The 21,961-nt window shown below is 52.7% G+C and carries 18 protein-coding genes and 1 pseudogene; 11 read left to right on the forward strand and 8 right to left on the reverse strand.

All coding sequences use genetic code 11. From position 1 onward, the window contains the following. The first annotated feature begins 398 nt into the window (after nucleotides 1-398). From GPJ68_RS03430 to GPJ68_RS03440, 3 genes are read left to right on the forward strand one after another with little or no spacing between them, the layout of a single operon-like run. Complete coding sequence (locus GPJ68_RS03430) at nucleotides 399-1,118, forward strand: (Fe-S)-binding protein (protein ID WP_016155592.1); 720 nt, start codon at nucleotides 399-401, stop codon at nucleotides 1,116-1,118. Nucleotides 1,119-1,128: 10 nt separating this feature from the next. Continuing rightward, a complete protein-coding gene (locus tag GPJ68_RS03435) occupies nucleotides 1,129-2,556 on the forward strand; it encodes a LutB/LldF family L-lactate oxidation iron-sulfur protein (RefSeq protein WP_016151552.1) in 1,428 nt (475 codons plus the stop codon). Then, nucleotides 2,549-3,241 carry a lactate utilization protein C gene (locus tag GPJ68_RS03440; RefSeq protein WP_016151553.1) on the forward strand — a complete coding sequence of 231 codons (693 nt, stop codon included), beginning with the start codon at nucleotides 2,549-2,551 and terminating at the stop codon, nucleotides 3,239-3,241. Before GPJ68_RS03435 ends, GPJ68_RS03440 begins: the two co-directional genes overlap by 8 nt. A 48-nt stretch (nucleotides 3,242-3,289) precedes the next feature. Here the strand turns inward: GPJ68_RS03440 and gntP are convergent. Next, nucleotides 3,290-4,632: pseudogene (gene gntP, locus GPJ68_RS03445) on the reverse strand (gluconate permease GntP). Between the two features lie 260 nt (nucleotides 4,633-4,892). On the opposite strand from gntP, the gene uxuA reads away from it, so the two are divergent. The 5 genes from uxuA (at nucleotide 4,893) to GPJ68_RS03470 (ending at nucleotide 10,697) form a co-directional block, all read left to right on the forward strand. Further along, a complete protein-coding gene (gene uxuA, locus GPJ68_RS03450) occupies nucleotides 4,893-6,077 on the forward strand; it encodes a mannonate dehydratase (RefSeq protein ID WP_016151555.1) in 1,185 nt (394 codons plus the stop codon). A gap of 78 nt (nucleotides 6,078-6,155) precedes the next feature. Continuing rightward, the gene (locus GPJ68_RS03455) at nucleotides 6,156-7,631 is read left to right on the forward strand and encodes a fructuronate reductase (RefSeq protein ID WP_049269976.1); all 1,476 of its coding nucleotides are present in this window, start codon (nucleotides 6,156-6,158) and stop codon (nucleotides 7,629-7,631) included. Nucleotides 7,632-7,852: 221 nt separating this feature from the next. Further along, the gene (uxuR, locus tag GPJ68_RS03460; protein ID WP_029139754.1) at nucleotides 7,853-8,626 is read left to right on the forward strand and encodes a Uxu operon transcriptional regulator; all 774 of its coding nucleotides are present in this window, start codon (nucleotides 7,853-7,855) and stop codon (nucleotides 8,624-8,626) included. 647 nt (nucleotides 8,627-9,273) lie between these two features. Next, on the forward strand, nucleotides 9,274-9,483 hold the full coding sequence (locus tag GPJ68_RS03465; RefSeq protein ID WP_047358398.1) for a hypothetical protein: 210 nt from the start codon (nucleotides 9,274-9,276) through the stop codon (nucleotides 9,481-9,483). A gap of 176 nt (nucleotides 9,484-9,659) precedes the next feature. After that, nucleotides 9,660-10,697 carry a porin gene (locus tag GPJ68_RS03470; RefSeq protein WP_172860606.1) on the forward strand — a complete coding sequence of 346 codons (1,038 nt, stop codon included), beginning with the start codon at nucleotides 9,660-9,662 and terminating at the stop codon, nucleotides 10,695-10,697. Nucleotides 10,698-10,756: 59 nt separating this feature from the next. Here GPJ68_RS03470 and GPJ68_RS03475 read toward each other — a convergent pair whose 3' ends face one another. From GPJ68_RS03475 to GPJ68_RS03490, 4 genes are all read right to left on the reverse strand, one after another. Further along, nucleotides 10,757-11,158, reverse strand: coding sequence for a hypothetical protein (locus GPJ68_RS03475; protein WP_049269974.1), 402 nt, complete (start codon nucleotides 11,156-11,158; stop codon nucleotides 10,757-10,759). 190 nt (nucleotides 11,159-11,348) lie between these two features. Next, the gene (locus GPJ68_RS03480) at nucleotides 11,349-12,536 is read right to left on the reverse strand and encodes an MFS transporter (protein ID WP_115191032.1); all 1,188 of its coding nucleotides are present in this window, start codon (nucleotides 12,534-12,536) and stop codon (nucleotides 11,349-11,351) included. A gap of 97 nt (nucleotides 12,537-12,633) precedes the next feature. Continuing rightward, nucleotides 12,634-13,914 (reverse strand): DUF445 domain-containing protein, encoded by a 1,281-nt coding sequence (locus GPJ68_RS03485; RefSeq protein WP_172860607.1) that lies wholly within the window; start codon nucleotides 13,912-13,914, stop codon nucleotides 12,634-12,636. A gap of 75 nt (nucleotides 13,915-13,989) precedes the next feature. After that, on the reverse strand, nucleotides 13,990-14,916 hold the full coding sequence (locus tag GPJ68_RS03490) for a LysR family transcriptional regulator (RefSeq protein ID WP_016151563.1): 927 nt from the start codon (nucleotides 14,914-14,916) through the stop codon (nucleotides 13,990-13,992). 219 nt (nucleotides 14,917-15,135) lie between these two features. On the opposite strand from GPJ68_RS03490, the gene GPJ68_RS03495 reads away from it, so the two are divergent. Both GPJ68_RS03495 and metC read left to right on the forward strand, forming a co-directional pair. Next, nucleotides 15,136-16,368, forward strand: coding sequence for a dicarboxylate/amino acid:cation symporter (locus tag GPJ68_RS03495; protein ID WP_003019196.1), 1,233 nt, complete (start codon nucleotides 15,136-15,138; stop codon nucleotides 16,366-16,368). Between the two features lie 30 nt (nucleotides 16,369-16,398). Continuing rightward, entirely contained in the window at nucleotides 16,399-17,589 is a 1,191-nt protein-coding gene (metC, locus tag GPJ68_RS03500; RefSeq protein WP_016155600.1) for a cystathionine beta-lyase, read from the forward strand. A 92-nt stretch (nucleotides 17,590-17,681) separates the two neighbouring features. Here metC and mdtM read toward each other — a convergent pair whose 3' ends face one another. From mdtM to GPJ68_RS03515, 3 genes are all read right to left on the reverse strand, one after another. Then, nucleotides 17,682-18,923 carry a multidrug efflux MFS transporter MdtM gene (gene mdtM, locus GPJ68_RS03505; RefSeq protein ID WP_172860609.1) on the reverse strand — a complete coding sequence of 414 codons (1,242 nt, stop codon included), beginning with the start codon at nucleotides 18,921-18,923 and terminating at the stop codon, nucleotides 17,682-17,684. A 323-nt stretch (nucleotides 18,924-19,246) separates the two neighbouring features. Further along, nucleotides 19,247-19,897 (reverse strand): LysE family translocator, encoded by a 651-nt coding sequence (locus GPJ68_RS03510; protein ID WP_047358393.1) that lies wholly within the window; start codon nucleotides 19,895-19,897, stop codon nucleotides 19,247-19,249. Between the two features lie 48 nt (nucleotides 19,898-19,945). Then, the gene (locus tag GPJ68_RS03515; RefSeq protein WP_172860610.1) at nucleotides 19,946-20,761 is read right to left on the reverse strand and encodes an AraC family transcriptional regulator; all 816 of its coding nucleotides are present in this window, start codon (nucleotides 20,759-20,761) and stop codon (nucleotides 19,946-19,948) included. 230 nt (nucleotides 20,762-20,991) lie between these two features. Between GPJ68_RS03515 and GPJ68_RS03520 the strand changes: the two genes are divergently transcribed. After that, nucleotides 20,992-21,930: an Rpn family recombination-promoting nuclease/putative transposase gene (locus GPJ68_RS03520; RefSeq protein ID WP_172860611.1), complete on the forward strand. Its 939-nt coding sequence runs from the start codon at nucleotides 20,992-20,994 to the stop codon at nucleotides 21,928-21,930. The last annotated feature ends 31 nt before the right edge of the window (nucleotides 21,931-21,961 follow it).

Genomic DNA, 21,961 nt, shown 5'->3' on the forward strand with positions numbered 1-21,961 from the left:
GCTGAATACCTATAAATAGTTATATGATAACCTTTTTAATAATGCTGGTGATGAGAATAGTAAGCACCTGAAACTGTTTTTAAGGTGTTCATAACGCTGTGGTTTTAAATATAAAAATGTGAGCGAGACCGAAAGAAATAAACCTGGTTGTTGCATATGGGGGTTGATTAGGGGATTATTTGGTTTTGTCATACAAATGAAAATACAGACATATGCGACTGTCCTGACTTAAGAAGCGGAGAGTCGGCATCAAAGGAAAACGACCCGAGCATCACCATGAACCCAGGTATTAGTAAAAACAGCAAATAGAAAAACTGGGCGTGAAATACGGCTGAACCTTTGCTTGATATCGCGATATCAAGCGCAATAAACAGAAATGAAGCAATGGAGTAGTTATTGTGAATGTAAATTTCTTTGTTACCTGCATTGGTGACGCACTGAAATCACGGATGGCACGAGACTCCGTATTGCTGCTGGAAAAACTGGGTTGTCGCGTTAATTTCCCCGAGAAGCAAGGGTGTTGCGGTCAGCCAGCCATCAACAGCGGTTACATCAAAGAGGCGATCCCTGGGATGAAAAACCTGATCGCCGCCCTGGAAGACAACGACGATCCGATTATCTCGCCAGCAGGCTCCTGTACCTACGCGGTAAAAAGCTATCCGACGTATCTGGCCGATGAACCGGAATGGGCACTGCGTGCCGAAAAGGTTGCCGCGCGTATGCAGGATCTCACCTCCTTTATCGTCAACAAGCTGGGCGTGGTGGACGTCGGCGCCAGCCTGCAGGGCCGCGCTGTCTATCATCCCTCTTGTAGCCTGACTCGAAAGCTGGGGGTGAAGGAAGAGCCGCTCACGCTGCTGAAAAACGTGCGCGGGCTGGAGCTGCTGACGTTTGCCGATCAGGATACCTGCTGCGGCTTTGGCGGGACGTTCTCTGTCAAAATGGCCGAGATATCCGGCGAGATGGTGAAAGAGAAAGTCTTACATTTGATGGATGCGCAGCCGGAATATTTGATTGGCGCAGACGTCAGTTGCCTGCTGAACATTGGCGGTCGACTGCAACGGGAAGGCCAGCCGGTCAAAGTGATGCATATTGCTGAAGTGCTGATGAGCCGCTGAGGGGAAAGAGATGTCGATAAAAACCAGCGATGTAGAATTTAAACTGCGCATTCGTCAGCAGATAGAAGATCCGATCATGCGCAAAGCCGTGGCCAATGCGCAGGAGCGTATTGGCGCAAATCGACAAAAAATGGTCGATGAGTTAGGCCACTGGGAAGACTGGCGCGATCGTGCCAGCCAGATCCGCGATCACGTGCTGAGCAACCTCGACGCTTACCTGTATCAACTCTCCGAGAAAGTGACGCAAAACGGCGGCCACGTCTATTTCGCCAAAACCAAAGAAGAGGCCACCGCCTACATTCTGCAGGTCGCGCGCAGCAAAAACGCGAAGAAGGTGGTGAAGTCCAAGTCGATGGTGACCGAGGAGATCGGCGTCAACCATGTCCTGCAGGATGCGGGAATCCAGGTGATCGAAACCGATCTCGGGGAATACATCCTGCAATTGGATCAGGATCCACCTTCGCACGTCGTGGTCCCGGCTATTCATAAAGATCGCTATCAGATCCGCCGCGTGCTGAACGAGCGTCTGGGGTATGACGGCCCGGAAACCCCGGAAGCCATGACCTTGTTCATTCGCCAGAAGATCCGCGAGGATTTCCTGAGTGCCGAAATCGGTATTACCGGCTGTAACTTTGCCGTGGCGGAAACCGGTTCAGTATGCCTGGTGACCAACGAAGGCAACGCGCGCATGTGCACCACGCTGCCGAAAACGCACATTGCGGTGATGGGCATGGAGCGTATCGCGCCGACCTTTGCCGATGTGGATGTGCTGATCACCATGCTGGCGCGCAGCGCCGTGGGCGCTCGTCTGACGGGCTATAACACCTGGCTGACCGGCCCGCGTGAGGCGGATAACGTGGACGGACCGGAAGAGTTCCATCTGGTGATTGTCGATAACGGTCGCTCGCAGGTGCTGGGCTCTGAGTTTCGCGATGTGCTGCGCTGCATCCGCTGCGGGGCCTGTATGAACACCTGCCCGGCGTATCGCCACATCGGCGGACACGGCTATGGCTCGATCTATCCCGGCCCTATTGGCGCGGTGATTTCTCCACTGCTCGGCGGCTATAAAGATTTTAAAGACCTGCCGTACGCCTGTTCCTTATGCACGGCCTGCGACAGCGTCTGCCCGGTGCGTATTCCGCTGTCAAAACTGATCCTGCGTCATCGTCGGGTGATGGCCGAGGAGGGCATTACCCCGAAAGCCGAGCGACGGGCGATCAAAATGTTCGCTTATGCCAATAGCCATCCGGGGCTGTGGAAAGTCGGAATGATGGCGGGCGCGCATGCGGCAAGCTGGTTTATCAATGGCGGGAAAACCCCGCTCAAGGTTGGCGCGATTGGTGACTGGATGGAGGCGCGCGATCTGCCTGATGCTGACGGCGAGAGCTTCCGCAGCTGGTTTAAGAAACATCAGGCGCAGGAGAAAAAGAATGGATAACCGTACCGCGTTTTTAAACACCATCGCCCAGGCGCTGGGTCGCCCGCCGCGTTTCGAACCGCAAGCGGATGCCGCGCCGGTTAACAATTATGCCAACGAGCGCCTGACCGAACTTAGCCCGCAGCAGCGCTGCGATGCGTTTATCCAGTTCGCCAGCGAAGTGATGCTGGCCCGCTGTGAACTGACTCGCGAGGACCAGGCCGCAGAAGCAGCGCTACGTCTGTGTGAAGAATTGGGTCAGCCGGTAGTGCTGAGCGGCGACAGCCGACTGGTGGCGCTGGGCATCACCGAACGCTTGCAGCAGGAATGCAACGCCGTGGTCTGGGATCCGGCGCGAGGCAGCGAAAATATTACCGAGGCCGAGCAGGCGAAAGTCGGCGTGGTGTATGCCGAGTATGGCCTGACTGAGTCCGGCGGCGTGGTGCTGTTTTCCGCGCCGGAGCGCGGGCGTTCTTTGAGCCTGTTGCCGGAGTCCTCGATTTTCGTGCTGCGTAAAAGCACCATCCTGCCGCGAGTGGCGCAACTGGCAGAAAAACTGCATCAGAAAGCGCAGGCCGGTGAGCGTATGCCGTCGTGCATTAACATTATCAGTGGACCCAGCTCGACGGCGGATATTGAGCTTATCAAGGTGGTTGGGGTGCATGGCCCGGTGAAGGCGGTGTATCTGATTATTGAGGATTGTTAAGGCAGGAGAAAGAACCGCTCTGGGCTGTGGGCCAGAGCGGTATCGACGTTATGCAATCATGCTGATGATCAACACGATTACCAGGCCAACCACGGAGTTCACCAGCTCCAGCAGACCCCAGGTTTTCAGCGTATCCTTCACCGACAGGTCAAAGTAGCCTTTGAACAGCCAGAACGAGGCATCGTTGATATGGGTCAGGGTGTTGGAGCCAGCCGCCGTCGCCAGTACCAGCAACGCCGGATCGACGCCCACCAGTTGACCGGTTGCCGGGTCGAGAATGGCTGCGCTGATAATCCCCGCCGCCGTCATGGCTGAGACCACGCCCTGACCGGTTGCCAGACGAATAAGCACGGTTATCAACCACGCCATGATGTACGGAGAAATATTGCCGTGCGACATCAGCATACCGATGGTATCGCCAATGCCGGTATCAATAATGGTCTGCTTCAGTACGCCGCCCGCGCCGATGATCAGGATCACCATGGCGATGCTTTTCACCGCGTTTTCAAAGGCGTTCATCACCCACTGCATGTCGTGACCACGCGCGGTACCAAACAGCACGAAGGCGACAATCATGGCGATAAACATCGCAATTGGCGAGGAGCCTAAGAAGTTGACCACTTCCCACGCCTGCGTTCCTTTCACCAGCCAGATGTTGGCGATGGTGGTGGAGATCATGATGATCGCCGGGATCAGCGGAACCAGAATAGAGATGCCGAAAGACGGTAGATTGTTCTGGTCAACCGGTACGTCGCCTTCATGAATGACGGCGTCGGGCGATCGAGGTTACCGAGGAACTTCGGCAGGATAAGCCCGGCGCAGATCACGCTCGGAATAGTCACCAGAATACCGTAGATGTAGACCATACCCATGTCAGCGCCGTAGGCGTTAACCAGCGCGACCGGACCAGGCTGCGGTGGGAACAGAGAGTGGGCGGTGGTGGCGGCGGCAACGGCAGGAATCGCCAGCTTGAGGAACGGGATCTTCGCTTCTGCGGCAATGACGATCACCAGCGGCGCCAGCATAATAAACGCCACTTCATAGAACATCGCCAGGCCAAAAATCAGACCAATAATGATCACCGAAAGCTGCACATAGCGCAGACCGAGTCGCGCCAGCAGCGTATGAGCAATCTGATGCGCCGCTCCGGAATCGACCATCAGCTTACCGATGACTGCCCCGAATACCACGATAATCGCCAACTCACCCAGCGTGCTGCCAAAGCCGGATTTCATGGTGTGCAGCAGCGCCATTAAGTCCATACCCGCCAGCATGCCGACCGAGAGCGCCGCCAGCAGCAGGGCGACCATCGAGTTTATTTTGAATCTTAGATTGAGCACCAGCATCAGACCGATGCCGAATACGACCCACAGAATATTGAGAACATGCATATAACGTCTACCTTTATTGGTTGAACTATTATGATTTTGGTTGAGATGTTATCTGCATTGGTTAACCATTGATGCGATGAATGTCACATTGCGTTACATGTTTACATCTTTACTGCGCTTCCTGGCCGCAAAATGGCGATCTAATCAGCAAAAATCGTGATTTGGTTAACCAATTCATTCCTTCAGGTTGACATGTCATACCAAAAGGAGGAATTTATGTGCCATATCGTCGAGTCCATAACGTAAATGAGGAATAAAAGATGGAACAGACATGGCGCTGGTATGGTCCTAACGATCCGGTCACCTTAGCGGATGTACGTCAGGCGGGTGCCACGGGCGTGGTCACCGCCTTGCACCATATCCCGAACGGGGAAGTGTGGACGGTTGATGAGATCCTAAAACGCAAAGCCATTATTGAGCAGGCGGGCCTGGTCTGGTCGGTCGTCGAAAGCGTACCGATCCACGAAGACATTAAAACCCGTTCTGGTAACTATCAGCAGTGGATCGCCAACTACCAGCAAAGCCTGCGTAACCTGGCCCAGTGTGGCATTCGTACCGTGTGCTACAACTTCATGCCGGTTCTCGACTGGACCCGTACCGACCTGGAATACGTCCTGCCGGACGGCTCCAAAGCGCTGCGTTTTGACCAGATTGAATTCGCCGCCTTTGAGCTGCACATCCTCAAACGTTCGGGCGCGGAAGCGGATTACACCGCCGAAGAGATTGCTCAGGCGAATGAACGCTTCGCCACCATGAGCGATGAAGACAAAGCGCGTCTGACCCGCAATATCATCGCCGGTCTGCCGGGCGCGGAAGAGGGCTATACGCTTGACCAGTTCCGCCAGCATCTTGCGCGTTATAAAGATATCGATAAAGCCGCACTGCGCGAGAACTTTGCCGTCTTCCTGAAAGCAATAATTCCTGTGGCGGAAGAAGCAGGCGTGCGGATGGCAGTACACCCGGACGATCCGCCGCGCCCAATCCTCGGCCTGCCGCGCATTGTTTCCACCGTGGAAGATATGCAATGGATGGTCGATACGGTCAACAGCATGGCGAACGGTTTTACCATGTGCACCGGCTCCTACGGTGTCCGGGCGGACAACGATCTGGTCGACATGATCAAACAGTTTGGCCCACGCATTTACTTCACCCACCTGCGCTCCACGCTGCGTGAAGATAACCCGAAAACCTTCCATGAAGCGGCGCATCTTAACGGCGACGTCGATATGTACGAAGTCGTGAAAGCGATCGTTGAGGAAGAGCAGCGCCGTAAAGCCGAGGGTAAAGAGGACCTGATCCCAATGCGTCCGGACCACGGCCATCAGATGCTTGACGATCTGAAAAAGAAAACCAACCCAGGCTACTCCGCGATTGGTCGCCTGAAAGGGCTGGCGGAAGTGCGTGGCGTTGAGATGGCTATCCAGCGCGCTTTCTTTAGCCGCTAAAGCGAGTTGCCGGTCACCTGTCTGGCCGGCTTTTTCTTTTCTCTTCCGTTGGTCATTCAACGGGTTCTGGAGTTCACGATGACAACGACAATTGCCAATAGCAACCTGCCGGTTGCTCGCCCTGCATGGGACAGCTCGCGCCTGCAATCCCGCATTGTTCACCTGGGATGCGGCGCATTTCACCGCGCGCATCAGGCGCTGTACACCCATCATCTGCTGGAAACCACCGACAGCGACTGGGGGATCTGTGAAGTTAACCTGATGCCGGGTAACGATCGCGTCCTGATTGAAAACCTGCGCAAACAGCAACTGCTGTATACCGTGGCGGAAAAAGGCGCGGACAACACCGTGCTGAAAGTGATTGGCTCGATGAAAGAAGCGTTGCACCCGGAGCTTGACGGCTGTGATGGTATTTTACAGGCTATGGAGCGCCCGCAGACGGCAATTGTCTCGCTGACGGTCACGGAAAAAGGCTACTGCACCGATGCTGCCAGCGGACAGTTAGATCTCAATAACCCGCTGATTAAACACGATCTGGCGAATCCAGGCGCGCCGAAATCGGCGATTGGTTACATCGTACAGGCGCTGCATCTGCGTCGTGAGCAAGGGCTTGCGGCCTTTACCGTGATGTCTTGCGATAACGTGCGTGAAAATGGTCATGTGGCGAAAGTCGCGGTGCTGGGTCTGGCGCAGGCGCGCGACCCGCAGCTGGCGCAGTGGATTGAGGCTAACGCCACTTTCCCGTGCACCATGGTAGACCGCATTGTTCCGGCGGCGACGCCAGAAACGTTGCAAGAGATTGCCGACCAGTTGGGGGTGTACGATCCGTGTGCTATCGCCTGTGAGCCATTCCGTCAGTGGGTTATCGAAGATAACTTTGTCAACGGTCGCCCTGACTGGGACAACGTTGGTGCGCAGTTCGTTGCCGATGTGGTACCGTTTGAAATGATGAAACTGCGTATGCTCAACGGCAGCCACTCTTTCCTCGCGTATTTGGGCTATCTCGGCGGCTATGAAACTATCGCTGATACCATGACAAATCCGGCGTATCGCAAAGCGGCGTTCGCGCTGATGATGCAGGAGCAAGCGCCGACGCTGTCGATGCCGGAAGGCACCGATCTTAACGCCTATGCGACGCTGCTCATTGAGCGTTTCAGCAACCCATCACTGCGTCACCGCACCTGGCAGATTGCGATGGACGGCAGCCAGAAATTGCCGCAGCGCCTGCTGGATCCGGTGCGTCTGCATCTGCAAAACGCCAGCGACTGGCGTCACCTGGCGCTGGGCGTGGCGGGCTGGATGCGCTACACCCGTGGCGTGGATGAACAGGGGCAGGCCATTGATGTTGTCGACCCCTTGCTGGCTGAGTTCCAGCGCATTAACCAACAGTTCCAGGGGGCCGAACGCGTGACGGCGCTGCTGGGGCTGAGCGGCATTTTTGGCCATGATCTGGCGGAAAACGCTGATTTTGTGGAGACAGTTATCGCGACGTATCAACAGCTGTGTGAACACGGTGCACGCGAGTGCGTTGCGGCGTTAGGCGCTGACGCATAATCCCCGAAGTATGACGGGTCAATCAAAATGCTGATTTGGTTGACCCGTTTTCTGTTTTTGGCTTCCCGCAAATGCTATAGTTCAGGCGAAAAAACGTTTTTTGTAGGCTTGATAAGATGCGTCAGCGTCGCCATCAGCCAACGGCACAGGTGTCGGATGGCAGCGCATGTGCCTTATCCGGCCTACGGATCTGAATTGACGCATCTGACGGACATAACACGATGAAATCGAACACTTCTCAACAAAGACCCTACCAGGAAGTGGGTGCAATGATCCGCGATCTGATTGTCCAGACGCCGTACCAGCCCGGGGAGCGTTTGCCGCCGGAACGTGAAATTGCTGAGATGCTCAATGTCACTCGCACGGTGGTTCGCGAAGCGTTAATTATGCTGGAAATTAAAGGTCTGGTGGACGTGCGTCGCGGCGCCGGGATCTACGTACTCGACAATGCAGATGCGCAGACCATCGACAGTACGGATGTCAATCATTGCAATGACGCGGGTCCGTTTGAGCTGCTGCAGGCGCGACAGCTGTTGGAAAGCAATATCGCCGAATTCGCCGCGCTGCAGGCTACCCGTGAAGATATCGTTAAAATGCGCCAGGCGTTACAGCTGGAAGAGCGGGAGCTGGCCTCCAGCGAAGCGAACGGTTCTGAAAGCGGCGACATGCAGTTCCATCTCGCCATAGCCGAAGCCACGCATAACAGCATGCTGGTGGAGCTGTTTCGCCAGTCATGGCAGTGGCGTGAAAACAACCCGATGTGGATCCAGCTCCATAGCCACCTTGACGATACCCATTACCGTAAAGAGTGGATGGGTGACCACAAACAGATCCTGGCGGCATTAATCAAAAAGGATGCCCGCGCAGCCAAGCTGGCAATGTGGCAGCATCTGGAAAACGTCAAACAGCGCCTGCTGGAGTTTTCAAATGTTGATGACATCGACTTTGATGGTTATCTGTTTGATTCCTGGCCGCTGGATAAAGTTAACGCCTGATTTTCCTTTCTCTCCCATGCGGGCTGTTGCAGCCCGCGCGACACTTTTCAGCACAAAAGTTTATTGCATAACAACGCTTTTTTCTCGTCATGAACGTCACGTAAAAAAAGGTTTCCATCACCTCAGATGATGATTTTTCCTCCGTCGTTACGCGGTGAAAATTGATTTATATCAATTAAAAACAACTTATTTTTGCATGCGAAAAAATGCATTGTTTACCTTATTTTTACCTTTCCGTGCTTATTTTTAGACAAAACGGGCCTGTGTTAAGTGAGAATCAAACTGATTTCCGCGGTGGTCAGAGCGAGGCTGCCCGGAATAACAGTGCATAAAAACAGGCGCTTCACGGAAATGTAGACATTAATAACGGCACGTAACTTATTGGCTGTAATGATGTTTTGATTTGAGGTCATGTTTATTGTCAATAGTTCTGGCTTTTTTAATCAAATGAATAAAAGTGAATATATGTAAAGTTAAAATTACACATTATTCTATAATCAAGTTATCTTTCATTTGAAATGCTGTTCCAGTTTTTTGTCCGTTATTAACAGTTTCATTACTATTGTCACTGTATTTTGCCGTTGACATGTTTTTACACTGACTGCATATTTCATCGCCATAAGCGTGTTTGCGTTCAGGAGATGATAATGCCCTCTCGAGATTACCCCGATATTAGAAAGGCCAGGGGTACCCGTTCAAAAGATATGGTTCTTTTAAGTGCCCGTGTCGATACCTCTCTGTGGGAATATGTTCGTACGCTGGCATTTGAAACCCGTAAAAGTAAACAAGATATTATTGCCGAAGCAATAATGTTATATCGCTCTGTTAATGAGAGCGTAAGCGAAGAATCCAAGTAATTACTCTCTGTTCGGGTTTTATTTAACCCAAAATGATATGTGTCTTGCCACTTTATTATTACCTTCATTGGTGTGTTAGAGGTTTTCCCCTTTTCCATAGGGGGCTTTTTTATGCGGGTATTCTGCCTTCATAACAAAGTTGATAGCAAAATTCACAATTAAAAGTGAGTAATAACATGAAAAAGTCAGCAATGGCATTAGCTGTAATGGTATTAGGGGTAACCTCCGTTCATGCAGCGGAAATTTATAATAAAGATGGCAACAAACTGGATCTGTACGGCAAAGTAAAAGCGGTCCATTCCTGGACTGGCGGCACCGATGCCGACGGTACATACGCGCGTCTGGGTTTTCGCGGTGAGACACAAATCAACGATCAACTGACCGGTTATGGCCAATTTGAAAGTCAGTTTGATGCCTCTAAAGCAGAAGGTTCTCAGAATGGCGTCAATACACGTCTGGCGTTTGCTGGCCTGGATTATGGCCATGACGTTAGCTTTGACTACGGTCGTAACTACGGTATTGCTTACGACGTGGGAGCTTACACTGACACTCTTTCAGAGTTCGGCGGCGACTCTTTTGAAGATGCTGACCGCTTCCTTACTTCACGTACTTCTGGCGTTGCAACACTCCGCACCAAAAATCTCTTTGGAGCCGTTGATGGTCTGAACATTGGTGCGCAATACCAGGGTAAAGGTGATGCCAACTCGGAAGACCCGACAAAACCTAATTTGACTAAGCAGCACGGTAACGGCTACGGCTTCTCCCTGGGCTATGACAACATTGCGGATTCCGGCGTGTCTGCTATTGCGACCTACACAAATAGTTCAATCACAGCAGCCCAAAAGAAAGGCAATAAAGACGGTAAATGGGATGGCGAAAACGCAGAGTTCTGGGGCGCGGGTCTGAAATATGATGCTAATGCCATCTACGTCGCGACCATGTACGGTGAGTCCCACAACCTGATTCAGGATGCGGATAAAGCTGAGCACTTTGAAGCAATGGCTGCGTATGTGTTTGATTTTGGTCTGCGTCCGAACGTGGGTTACGTTCACGCGCGTGACAACAACAATAATGACCTGACTGAATACGTAGCGTTGGGCACGGATTACTACTTCAACAAAAACATCGTGGCTGATGTGGGTTACAAAATTAACCTGCTCGATGCCAAAGACGACGACAACCAGGTTGTTGCAGGTCTGACCTATCAATTCTAATTTGTTGTACTAGCATAAAAGGCGTCTTAGTTAAGACGCCTTTTTTACCTCTGCCGTGTTTAAACTGGCTGACTCTCTTTCACCTGTACACCGCTAAACAGCCATTGCCAGATGCCCACTTTTACCCATGCGACCACGCAGAGAATCAGGTAAAAAAGTGGATTATGCGTAATGGTAACGTACATGACCTCCATTAAATCCACATGCAAATTTCCGGCAATTGCCATATTGATAACAAAAATTGAGGCTACCGCGCTGGCCAGTAAAATAAATACGGCCTGAAGCTGGGTTATCTCTGGTAACCTGCCAGAGGCCCATTGCCATAAAAATGTTGTTGTTAACAGGAATATAAGAAACAATCCTAACGCGCCAAACAGGCCAAAGTCTTTATAATCCTTTAGCGTGCCAATTAAACCCACCAAAATAATTAACCCCAGTAGTATTTTTTTAAACCATGACATGTACTTTTCCCGAAGATAGTGTTGATGCTGAGTTAATATGTCCATTTTTACGCATTTTAAATTGAGTTTATAAATGAACAGCCGGGAATTATAAATTGTCTGGCGGGTAATTGCTGATTATTTGTGGTTTATTAAATGTTGACATTTGATTGCGGACTAATCCTAAGATACCTGTTTATAAGGTTGTCGATTATACCCTTTTGGGGGAGGCGAAACGCTGTTTGTATAATTGTGTGAGGCTGATCAGTGCCGCAATAAACAAGGCGACGGCACCGCATAGCGTGGCATTAACGATCGCTTGAGCGCCGCTTCCCAGCAGGCTGGTTAATAGCGGCCCGAGTATTTGACCAATGCCGTAAGTCAGGGTGACCAGGCCCAGCAGATTAATATTGCGCGGTACGCTAAGTTGACGGGCGAGCGGCATGACCAGCGAAGTGGTCCCCATAAACGTTGCGCCAAAACCCACGCTGCTTATCACCAGCAGCGGCAAGGAGTCGCTGGCGAGTGTCATGACCACGCAAGCGCTTTGGATCAGTAAATTCGCCGTCAGGCATTGCAATACCCCCCAGCGTCGGGCAGCCCACAGCCAGGCGAAACAACCCGGAATAATCGATATGCCGACCAACGACCAGAGATGGGCCGTCAGCAGCGGCGACCCGGCACTTTTCGCCATCAGTGGCAGGTATGTAGCGACAATGATGTAGCCAAATCCGGCCAACCCATACAGTAGCGCCAGCAGCCACCAGGACATAGGCTGATGCTCTGTTTTTACCGGTGTGGCGGCGGGAAGCGCATGGTCGCGAGATGGCAAGAGCATAACGAGTAGCACAAAGAATACAGCGGAAGCTGCCGCTGCCCCCAGCCAGAGCGTGTGCGATGACAGCGCAAAATGCAGACCGCTGATGACATATTCATTGCCCAGCAAAATGCCTGCGCCAACGCCGGAGAACAATGCGGCGATCACGAAGGGATGCCGGGTATGATGCAGGACGATCATCGAACCAAAAATCATCATACCGGCACTGGCGACGCCTGCCAGAAAACGGATCAGCATCACCAGCGCGGGTTGCTTAACGCTTGCCATTGCCAGAATCAACGCTGCGGTAGCGAGCGCAGAAGTTAACAACATCGGGCGTAAACGTGAGGGAAGATGGAAGAGCCCGAAGGAGAAGAGCAGGCTTCCCGCCAGATATCCGGCGTAGTTGGCGCTGGCAATCCAGGAGAGCTGGTCAAACGTAAACTGACCTTCCGACAGCAGTACCGGGAGCATCGGCGTATACAGAAAGCGTCCAATTCCCATGCCCAGCGTTAAGACCAGCATGCCAAAGAGCGCGACGCTGATGGCATGACGATTTGAATCGGGGCTTCCCTCGGACATACGGACTCTCATTTCACGCTGTTAGGTTGATAATTGTTATATTACATGGGCAAATGATAATGAAAAGTAAAATAAAAATAGGCGTTTTACTTTCTCCTTAAAAATTCGCCAGTGTCAGCAGGGAAGGAATTTGTGACAACAGATATAACACCAGCCCAATAGAACCGCCGACCAGCGTGCCGTTGATGCGGATAAACTGTAAATCTTTACCGATGTTTAGCTCAATTTGCTGCGACATATCGCGCGCATCCCAGCTTTTCACCGTGTCGCTGATGTGGCGCGTCAGGAAGGTGGCGAACTCCGGCGCAACTTTATACGCGGCCTGCTCCAGATGCCCATTCAGTGAGGCGCGCAGGGCGCTGTCGGCAACCAGTGTTTCGCCGAACCACTGTCCGGCGCTGGCGATGCGCTGCTTCACGCGCGAATCGTCAGCGTTAATGTCGGTTTTCACCCACTGGCGCAGGTCTGCCCACAGTTCGCCAAGATAACGGTTGAAGGCTTCGTCTTCCTTCAGATAGTTTTTCATGCTTTCGGCCCGCACGGCCATCTCCGGATCGTGTTTGAGCTTATCGATTAGCTTAAACGTGGCGCGATCGAAGGCGTGGCGGATCTGATGCGCCCGATCGTGGCTGATGTCATCCAGTAAGGAATTAACGGCATCAGACACCAGTTCGGCGCTGTGCTCGCCCAGCCATTCAGTCGGCAGGATCTTCGCTTTCAGCGGATGCTCGGTCTCCAGCCAGTGCACGATCTGTCGGGCGATAAACGCCCGCGAGCTGTCGCGCTGGAGCAGGGCGATAAGTTGGGCGATCAATGTGTCGAGCAACACCTGATGGCGGTTGTTTTTGGTCATGCTTTCCAGCATCAGCGCGCTGGTACCGGAGAGATCGACCTTGTCGATGGCTTTGTGCACTGCCCGCTTGATCAGCCGCTGAATGCGGGCGTCGTCGGTGAGTTCGAGAAAACCGCTCATGAGCTGCAGCAGATGCTGGCCAATTCGCTGGGCGTTTTCCGGTTGGCTGAACCAGCTACCAATCAACAACGCCGGTTCATGGCGGCGGATCAGGGCGATCAGGGACTGGGTGTCGAGAAATTTTTCCTGCACAAACTGACCGAGATTCTCCCCGATCCGATCCTTATTGCGCGGGATAATCGCCGTATGTTGCGAGATGAACGGGATTGGTACCCGACGAAAAAGCGCCACCACGGCGAACCAGTCCGCCAGCGCGCCGACCATCGCCGCTTCGGCGATCGCTTTGATCCCGAGCACCCAGAAGTTAGGCGGCAGAAACAGCGTGATGACGAAGGTAGCGGCGGCAATCAGCAGCAATGAGAGCGCCAGTCGCTTGGCGCGTTTGAGTTCAGCAATTTTATTCATAGGCTTAAGGATAGAGCCAGACGGGGGGATCGCGCAAAAAATGTGGAGCGCCTCCCATTTTCAGACGTGCAAAGCTTACTCTGGGATCCAGTTGTCCCAGGCGGGTAAGGGGCCGAGTTCCGCCACCAGAAAATCGATAAACGATCGCACCTTCGGATTGCTGTACTTACTGGGAAAATAGAGCGCATACAGGGCGTGGGTTTCGCAGGTGATGGTGCCGTCGAGCATCAGCGGCGTTATCTCTTCTTTTTGAATATGATCGCCAATCAGATAGGTGGGCAAATACGCCACTCCCTGATCTTCTAACACCGATTTCAGCAATACCAGACTGCTGTTGGCCTGGATAGGCATATGCAGTTTTAACTGATGCAGACGATCCTGTTCATCCGCCACCTTCAGCACCGGCGTGAGACCTGGGTAAACCAGGCAATCATGATTGACCAGATCGCTACGACGCTGGGGCATGCCTTTTTTGGCAAGGTAGCCGGGTGAGGCGCAGTACGCCCAGCGGACAGGCACCAGCTTGCGCATTGCGTAGTTCTGCGGTGGTGCGGTGGAGATTCGCAGGGCGATGTCGAAATCTGTTTCGTTCAGATTCACGAAGTTATCGTTGAGATCGATATACAGATTCACATCTGGGAACTGGGAACGATATTTATCCACCAGGTTCACCAGCCGGGAATAACCAAACGCAATTGAGCAGGTTATGCGTAATTCACCTTGCGGGCTGTGGTAATAACCGGAGGTGGTATTCAGCGTTTCATCGAATTCTTTCAAAAGCTTATTGGCGCGGTTAAAGAGATATTGCCCGGCATCGGTCAGGGTAATACTGCGGGTGGTACGTTTAATTAATGTCGTGCCTAACGTATCTTCCATTGCCGCCAGGCTTTTGCTGACCGCAGATGGCGAGACGTTGAGCTGCGCCGCGGCTTCTGACAATCCTCCGCAGTCGACGATTTTAATGAAAAACTCCAGATGCTTGAGTGAAATCGGCGTACTCATAGTTTCCTTTTATTCACAAGTGATTTGCAAAAACGGTACGAATAGGCCGTTACATTCGCGTTTTAAACATGCAACTATTGAATCACAGGAAACAACTTGCTGGCAAAATGAAAAAATAACAACTTAGGTGAGTTACGTCACAAAATAAAAGGAGGCGAAACGGAAACTCATCACATTGTGAATTTAATCTCATTAAATATTATTCTAAAGGTACCGATTATGTGGTCACGACTCGAACCCTACAGATCGTCGATTATTTTATTAGTTGCTCTGGTGATTGGCGGCTTATTAGGTATTTATGCCCCCTCGTTTGCAAGTAAACTCCAGCCAATCGGCCAGATATTCTTAAATCTGCTATTTATGATTATTGTGCCGCTGGTGGGGATCAGCGTCATGTCTTCGATCGCCAGTATGACCGACCTGAAAAGGCTGGGGCGCATTATGGCGATTATCTTTATTGTTTCGATCGCAATGGCCTTTATTCCGGCTGCCGGGATCGTCGCGCTGGCGCTATGGTATAACCCGGCGCAGGGTGTCACTATCGATCTTTCGCAGTCGGTGCAGGCGGGCAGCGGTAAGATGGATTTTGTCAGCATGATCACGACCAGCGACTTTATCGGACTGTTTTCTAAGTCCAATATTTTGGCGCTGATTGTGATGGCGATTATTGCTGGTGTGGCGATTGGTCAATCGGATCAGGCCGGTAAGCGCATTGCGTCGCTGCTGGAAGATGCCAATACCGTGATCATGAAGATCGTCTCAATCATTATGAAGGTCGCACCGATTGGCCTGGGCTGCTATTTCGCTGCCACTATGGCCAGTCAGGACTCTGCACTGCTGTTAACCTTTGCTCGCGCCATCGGCCTGTTCATGGTGGCCACGCTGGTCTACTTTGTTTTTGGCTCGATTCTCTATTCGTATATTGGCGGCGGTATTCCGGCGGTCAAAGCCTTCTGGCGTAATGCGATTGAACCGTCTGCGACTGCGCTGGGGACCTGCTCTTCGCTGGGGACTCTCCCGGTGACGCTGCGTGCCGGTAAGGCGATGGGGATTAACCCGGAAATCGTTGATGTCTCCATTCCGCTACTGGTTAACCTGAACAAAGGTGGCGTGGCGATGATTGCCGCGCTGAAAATTGTCTTTATCTATTCCGTGCTGGGCATGGAGTTCACCACCGAGACCTTCTTCCTGACCATGCTGATTGCGGTGCTCTCCGCCATTATCGTCGGCGGCGTACCGGGCGGGGCATTCCTCGGTGAAATCTTTATCGTCACTACGCTGGGCCTGCCAATGGAAGCGATCCCGATGTTGGTAGTGCTGGGCACGATTACCGATGCGCCTGCCACACTGATTAACGTTATCCATGATTTGAATGCGGCGCAGATTGTTGAACGGTTCGCTGGAAAAAAGCAGACCAACACTGAAATAAACTCTACTGCTGCGGTGGTATAGGTTTCACACGGATTAAGAACAGGAGATGTTATGAAAGACGCAATGAAGCTTGAGACGCAATTGGTTGTTGCGGGTCGCGACAAACGCTACACCCAGGGTGCGGTGAATCCGGTTATCCAGCGCGCCTCTTCACTGGTGTTTGATACCGTGAAAGACAAAAAATTCGCCACCGCCAATCGCGCAAATGGCGAGCTGTTTTACGGTCGTCGCGGAACCTACACCCACTTTGCCTTCCAGAAGGCAATGAGCGAACTGGAAGGCGGCGTTGGCTGCGCGCTTTACCCGTGCGGCGCTGCGGCGGTGACCAATGCGATTCTGGCGTTTGTCCAGGGTGGCGATCATATTTTGATGACGGGCGCGGCCTACGAGCCAACCCAGGATTTTTGCAATAAGATCCTGAGTAAATTCAATGTGGAAACAACGTATTACGATCCGTTGATTGGTGCTGGTATCGTTGATCTTCTGCGTCCGGAAACGAAAGTTGTATTCCTCGAATCGCCAAGTTCGATCACCATGGAAGTCCAGGATGTACCGGGGATGGTGAAAGCTATCCGCGCGGTTAATCCGGAGATTGTCATTATGATCGACAACACCTGGGCGGCGGGTGTGCTGTTCAAAGCGCTGGAATATGGCGTGGATATTTCCATTCAGGCGGGAACGAAGTACACCATCGGTCATTCGGACGGCATGCTGGGCACGGCGGTGTCCAACGCTCGTTGTTGGGATCGTCTGCGCGAGAACTCCTATTTGATGGGGCAAACGCTGGATGCCGATACGGCCTACAACGGCAGCCGTGGATTGCGCACCCTGGCGGTACGTCTTAAGCAGCATCAGGAGAGCAGCATCCATATTGCCCGCTGGCTGTCGGCAAGGCCGGAAGTGGCGCGGGTGAATCATCCGGCATTACCGGAATGCCCGGGGCACGAGTATTTTCAGCGTGACTTTGCCGGAAGCTCAGGCCTGTTCTCGTTTGTGCTGAAAAAGAGACTGACCGACGAGCAGATGGCGAATTTCCTCGATAACTTCTCACTGTTCCATATGGCCTATTCGTGGGGCGGATTTGAGTCGCTTATTCTGGCGAATCAGCCGGAAGAGCTGAACAGCATTCGCCCAGCCGGAGAGGTAGATTTCAGCGGCACCCTGGTCAGGGTGCATATTGGCCTTGAGGATATTGGCGACCTGATTGCCGATCTGGAAGCAGGGTTTGCGCGCATTGCTTAAGATAATGTGATGGTTGCCGGATGCGGCGCAAGCGCCCTATCCGGCCTATCACTACGACATAGGCCGGATAAGCGTCAGTGCCATCCGGCAGGTTAGTTTTCAGTGGCTAACGTTGTTGTTTCATGCTGGCGAACCCGCTTCAGTAAGCCTGCCAGGGTAAAGACGACAGCAATACCCGCCGCAACCGCCAGCAGATGAAACGAAATCCTGCCGCCGTTAAACCACAGCCAACGTCCGATTTCGACAGAAACCGCCATCACCGTCAGGATGACCATATTCAGCGACGCCGAGACCGTACCCTTCGGTAAGTTGTTGGAAAACAGCGTAAAGCGGAACAGCGTCGGAAAGATCATACCAATGCCAAACGCATACAGGCTGGTTCCCAGCACCGACCACAGCCAGACGTGTGGCCACAGCAAATTGCCGGCAATCAGCACCGCCAGTCCGCTCAGTTGAATGGGTGCCGCCCGCCAGATAAAACGTGGCTGGGTTGGATCCTTCACAAAACGAACAACCACCATATTGGCGACGATCACCGCGCCAAACACCGGTGCCTGCGCCCAGGCGAACTCTGATGTGCTCATACCGCCAGCGTCGATCAGGATCACCGGCGAGACCGCCACCCAGCTCATCATCGGGATATAGCTTAACGACAGCGTGGCTGCGCCAAACAAGAACACCCGGTTACGGAAAACGTCGCGGAAATCACGCAGTACGCCGCGTGCACTGAACGGCACCGCGCCGCGCTTAACGGTTTCCGGCATTGCTAACGCTAGCCCTATCAGGGCGATAAACCCCATGGCGGCGATAATGGCAAACAGGACTTTCCAGTGTACAAAGTGCATCAGCGCTGCGCCGGAGAGCGGGCCGATAACTGGCGCAACCAGCACAATGGAGGTGATTATCGCCATTAACTTAATGGCCTTCGTTTGCCCAAACGCCTCCTGCACCGTGACATAGCCAACGGTAGCGATAAAGCAGATGCTGGTGCCCTGTACAAATCGGGCGACCAGAAATTGCGTCATTGAGGTGGTCAATAGCGTGGCAGCGCAGGCGAGCGTAAAGATTAATGCCCCCGCAATCAGCACCGGTCGACGGCCAATCCGGTCGGAAAGCGGTCCCAGCAGCCATTGCAGCGCCATGCCGCCAGCCAGATAGAGGCTCACCGCAGCGGGGGCCAGGCTGACGTCGGCGTTGAAATCACGCACCACATTGATGATGCCTGGCTGGATCAGGTCCGTCGACAGATAAGCGGCGAAGTCATATAAAATCAACGCGACAGGAAAAAATAGCGTCGTGGTGCGTTGGGAGAAAAACGCGAGAATCCGTTGCATAAAACAGCTCCTTTTCGGGAGAAAACCCTCAACGGGAATAGCGAAATTCAATACCGTCTTTGAGACGTCAGACCGATGACAGAAAAAAGCAGACTGCAAATGTACTGAATTTCATGTAATCAAAAACGCTGCCTGCGCGAGGCGCAAACAGGAGAAACGTTTTCAGACTCGAGTCAGAAAACGTAACGATTACAGGTAACAATCAGCACATCGCACCTCGGGAAGAATTGGTTGAATGGATAATAGCCACCCAAAGTGTAATGCGGATTGGATATTAATTAAACGAGTTTATCCGCTTTATTTGCAGAAAATCGTCACGCTTATCAGAAAGTGACGCTCTGCAGAAAACGCAGCGCGATTGCACAACCGAAGACGATCAATACGCCGCCGGCGATACGCTCGATCCACAATATCCCTCTGGTTAACCGTCGCTGGATCTGCGGTAAGCCGATGAACATCACGATCAGCAGATCCCAGAACAACACCACGCTGGTCATCCAGATCCCGCTCATGGTTTGTTGCAGCAGCGTCACCGACGGGCCGAGCAGGGCGGTCATCAGCGCCAGATAGAACAGCGCATTTTTTGGGTTGAGCAGCGACGAACCTAATCCCAGCAGCAGCTGTTTGCCAAATCCTGGACAGGTAGACTGGGCGTCTGCTCCGGTCAGGGTTTGCGGGCGGCTGCGTATCAGTAGGCTGCCAATCCATAATAAATAGAGCGCGCCCAGCAGCTCAATAACCGTAAACAGCAGGGGAAGCTGGCGCAGGATCCCCCAACCAATAATCGCCAGCAGGATATACAGCCCGTTGCCGATAGCGATCCCCACGCACAGCCCGGCGCTGCCGCGCATTCGGTAACGTACGGCGTAACCGACCAGTAAAAAGAAGTCCGGCCCTGGGCTGAGTAGTGCAACAAAATGCGCCAGCGCCAGCGCGGGAAAAGCAGACGGAAAAAGTTCAGCAAGCAGCGACATAGCGACCTCAGAAAATGAAACAGAGATCAGCGTACGCCTGACGCAACGCTAATTATTGTCTGATATTGATCGTCCCAGTGCGTACTGACGCGGTGTGGCTGCTGTGTAGCGAACAAAGGTGCGATGGAAATGGCTCTGGTCGGCAAACCCGCTCTGGTAGCCGACATCGACAATCTCGTCCCCGGCCCGTAACCGCTGACGGGCATAGTCAATCCGCATCATGTTCAGATAATTTCCCGGCGTCAGCCCGATGTCCTGCTTAAAGGTCCGAATCAGCGTCTCTTTACGCATGTGACACTCATCTGCCAGCTCATCCAGCGAGGGTGGGGAGTGCAGACTGGACTGCAACCGCTCGCGCATATACTGGCTGGTGACGCTTAGGTTTTCCGGTGTTACCGACTGCAATGGCAGCGAGCGCAGCAATGCTTGTGCGGCATCAGTTATCTGCGTCGTTTGCCGTTGCGGCATGAGCGCCACAAGGTGCATGTAGCACTGGAATAATTGCGGATCGCGGATAACAGGAGTGCGCGTGCAAAGCCGTTGATTGCTGTTCAGCGCTGGCAGATGGGCAAGGCACCACCGGGCATCAAGATAAAGCATGTGATAGCTGCGAAATTGCCCGTTGACGGGATTACAGCTGTGAGGTGCCAGTGGTGGGATCACAATGAGATCGCCCACCTTCAGATGGTATTCCTTGTCATCGCACAGGCAGCAGGTTCCTCCCTCGAGAATTGCCCCAATCGAGAGCTGAGAGTGGTGATGGCGCTTATAGGCCTGCTGACTTTGCCAGGTGCTGCGCAGCTCCAGCCACGGCAGTTGCTCATCACGCCAGAACGATTGTGGAATATCTCGGGTATGCGTCACATCGTGTCCTCCATGAAAGTGATGATTTGTTATAGCACAGGCCCTGCGGTGAAAAAGCGGGAATGTGCATTGAGGTCGTGATTCTGCGTGATACGTTCCAGACAAATGCAGACGTTACAAAGGGGCGTTTTTATCCCGGAAATCGCCTCGCAAAGAGAGAAAGTTACAGGTGAGAGTGTGGTTTACCAGCGCTACAGTCACGGCATCTTATTTCCAGGTGATGGATCGCCATGAACAAAGCACCGACTTCCACCCCGCATGATGCGGTCTTTAAAACGTTTTTGCGCCACCCTGAGACAGCTCGGGATTTTCTACAAATACATCTTCCCGCTTCGCTGCGCGAACTTTGCGATTTTCAGACGCTGAAACTCAAGCCGGATAGCTTCATTGAAGAGGATTTACGCGCGCACTATTCCGATGTGCTGTGGTCCGTGAAAACGACGGAAGGTGATGGCTATGTCTATGTGGTGATTGAACACCAAAGCACACCGGATGCGCATATGGCATTCAGGTTGATGCGTTACGCGGTAGCGGCCATGCAGAAGCATTTAGATGCCGGGCATCAGCAATTACCGCTGGTGGTGCCGATGTTGTTCTATCACGGTGCGAAAAGCCCGTATCCTTATTCCCTATGTTGGCTGGACGAGTTTGCTAACCCGAAGCTGGCTCGTCAGCTGTATGCTGTGGCGTTTCCACTGGTGGATATTACAGTTATCCCGGATGACGAAATTGTGCAGCATCGACGTATGGCGCTGCTGGAGTTAATCCAAAAACATATTCGTCAGCGCGACCTTATGGGGCTGGTCGAGCAAATTGTTTCCCTGCTACTTACCGGACTGACTAATGACAGCCAGATAAAGACGCTGTTTAATTATATTTTACGAACTGGCGATGCGCCTCGATTCAGTGAGTTTATTCGTGAGGTTGCCGAACGTTCACCGCAGTATAAGGAGCATTTGATGACGATCGCCGACAGATTGCATGAGGCAGGGCTACAAAAAGGCAGGCTGGAAGGGTTACAGGAAGGACGACAAGAAGGGCTTATAGAAGGACGACGTGATGAGGCGCTCCGTATTGCCCACACTATGCTGGCAGACGGTATTGATATCTGCACGGTACAAAAAATTACCCGGCTTTCCGCAGAAGATATTCAGGGTTTAAGTCATTAGATATGAGTTAAATCGCATAATCGCCTGGCCG

Source organism: Citrobacter sp. 172116965, from assembly GCF_013458095.1.
Classification (GTDB): domain Bacteria; phylum Pseudomonadota; class Gammaproteobacteria; order Enterobacterales; family Enterobacteriaceae; genus Citrobacter; species Citrobacter braakii.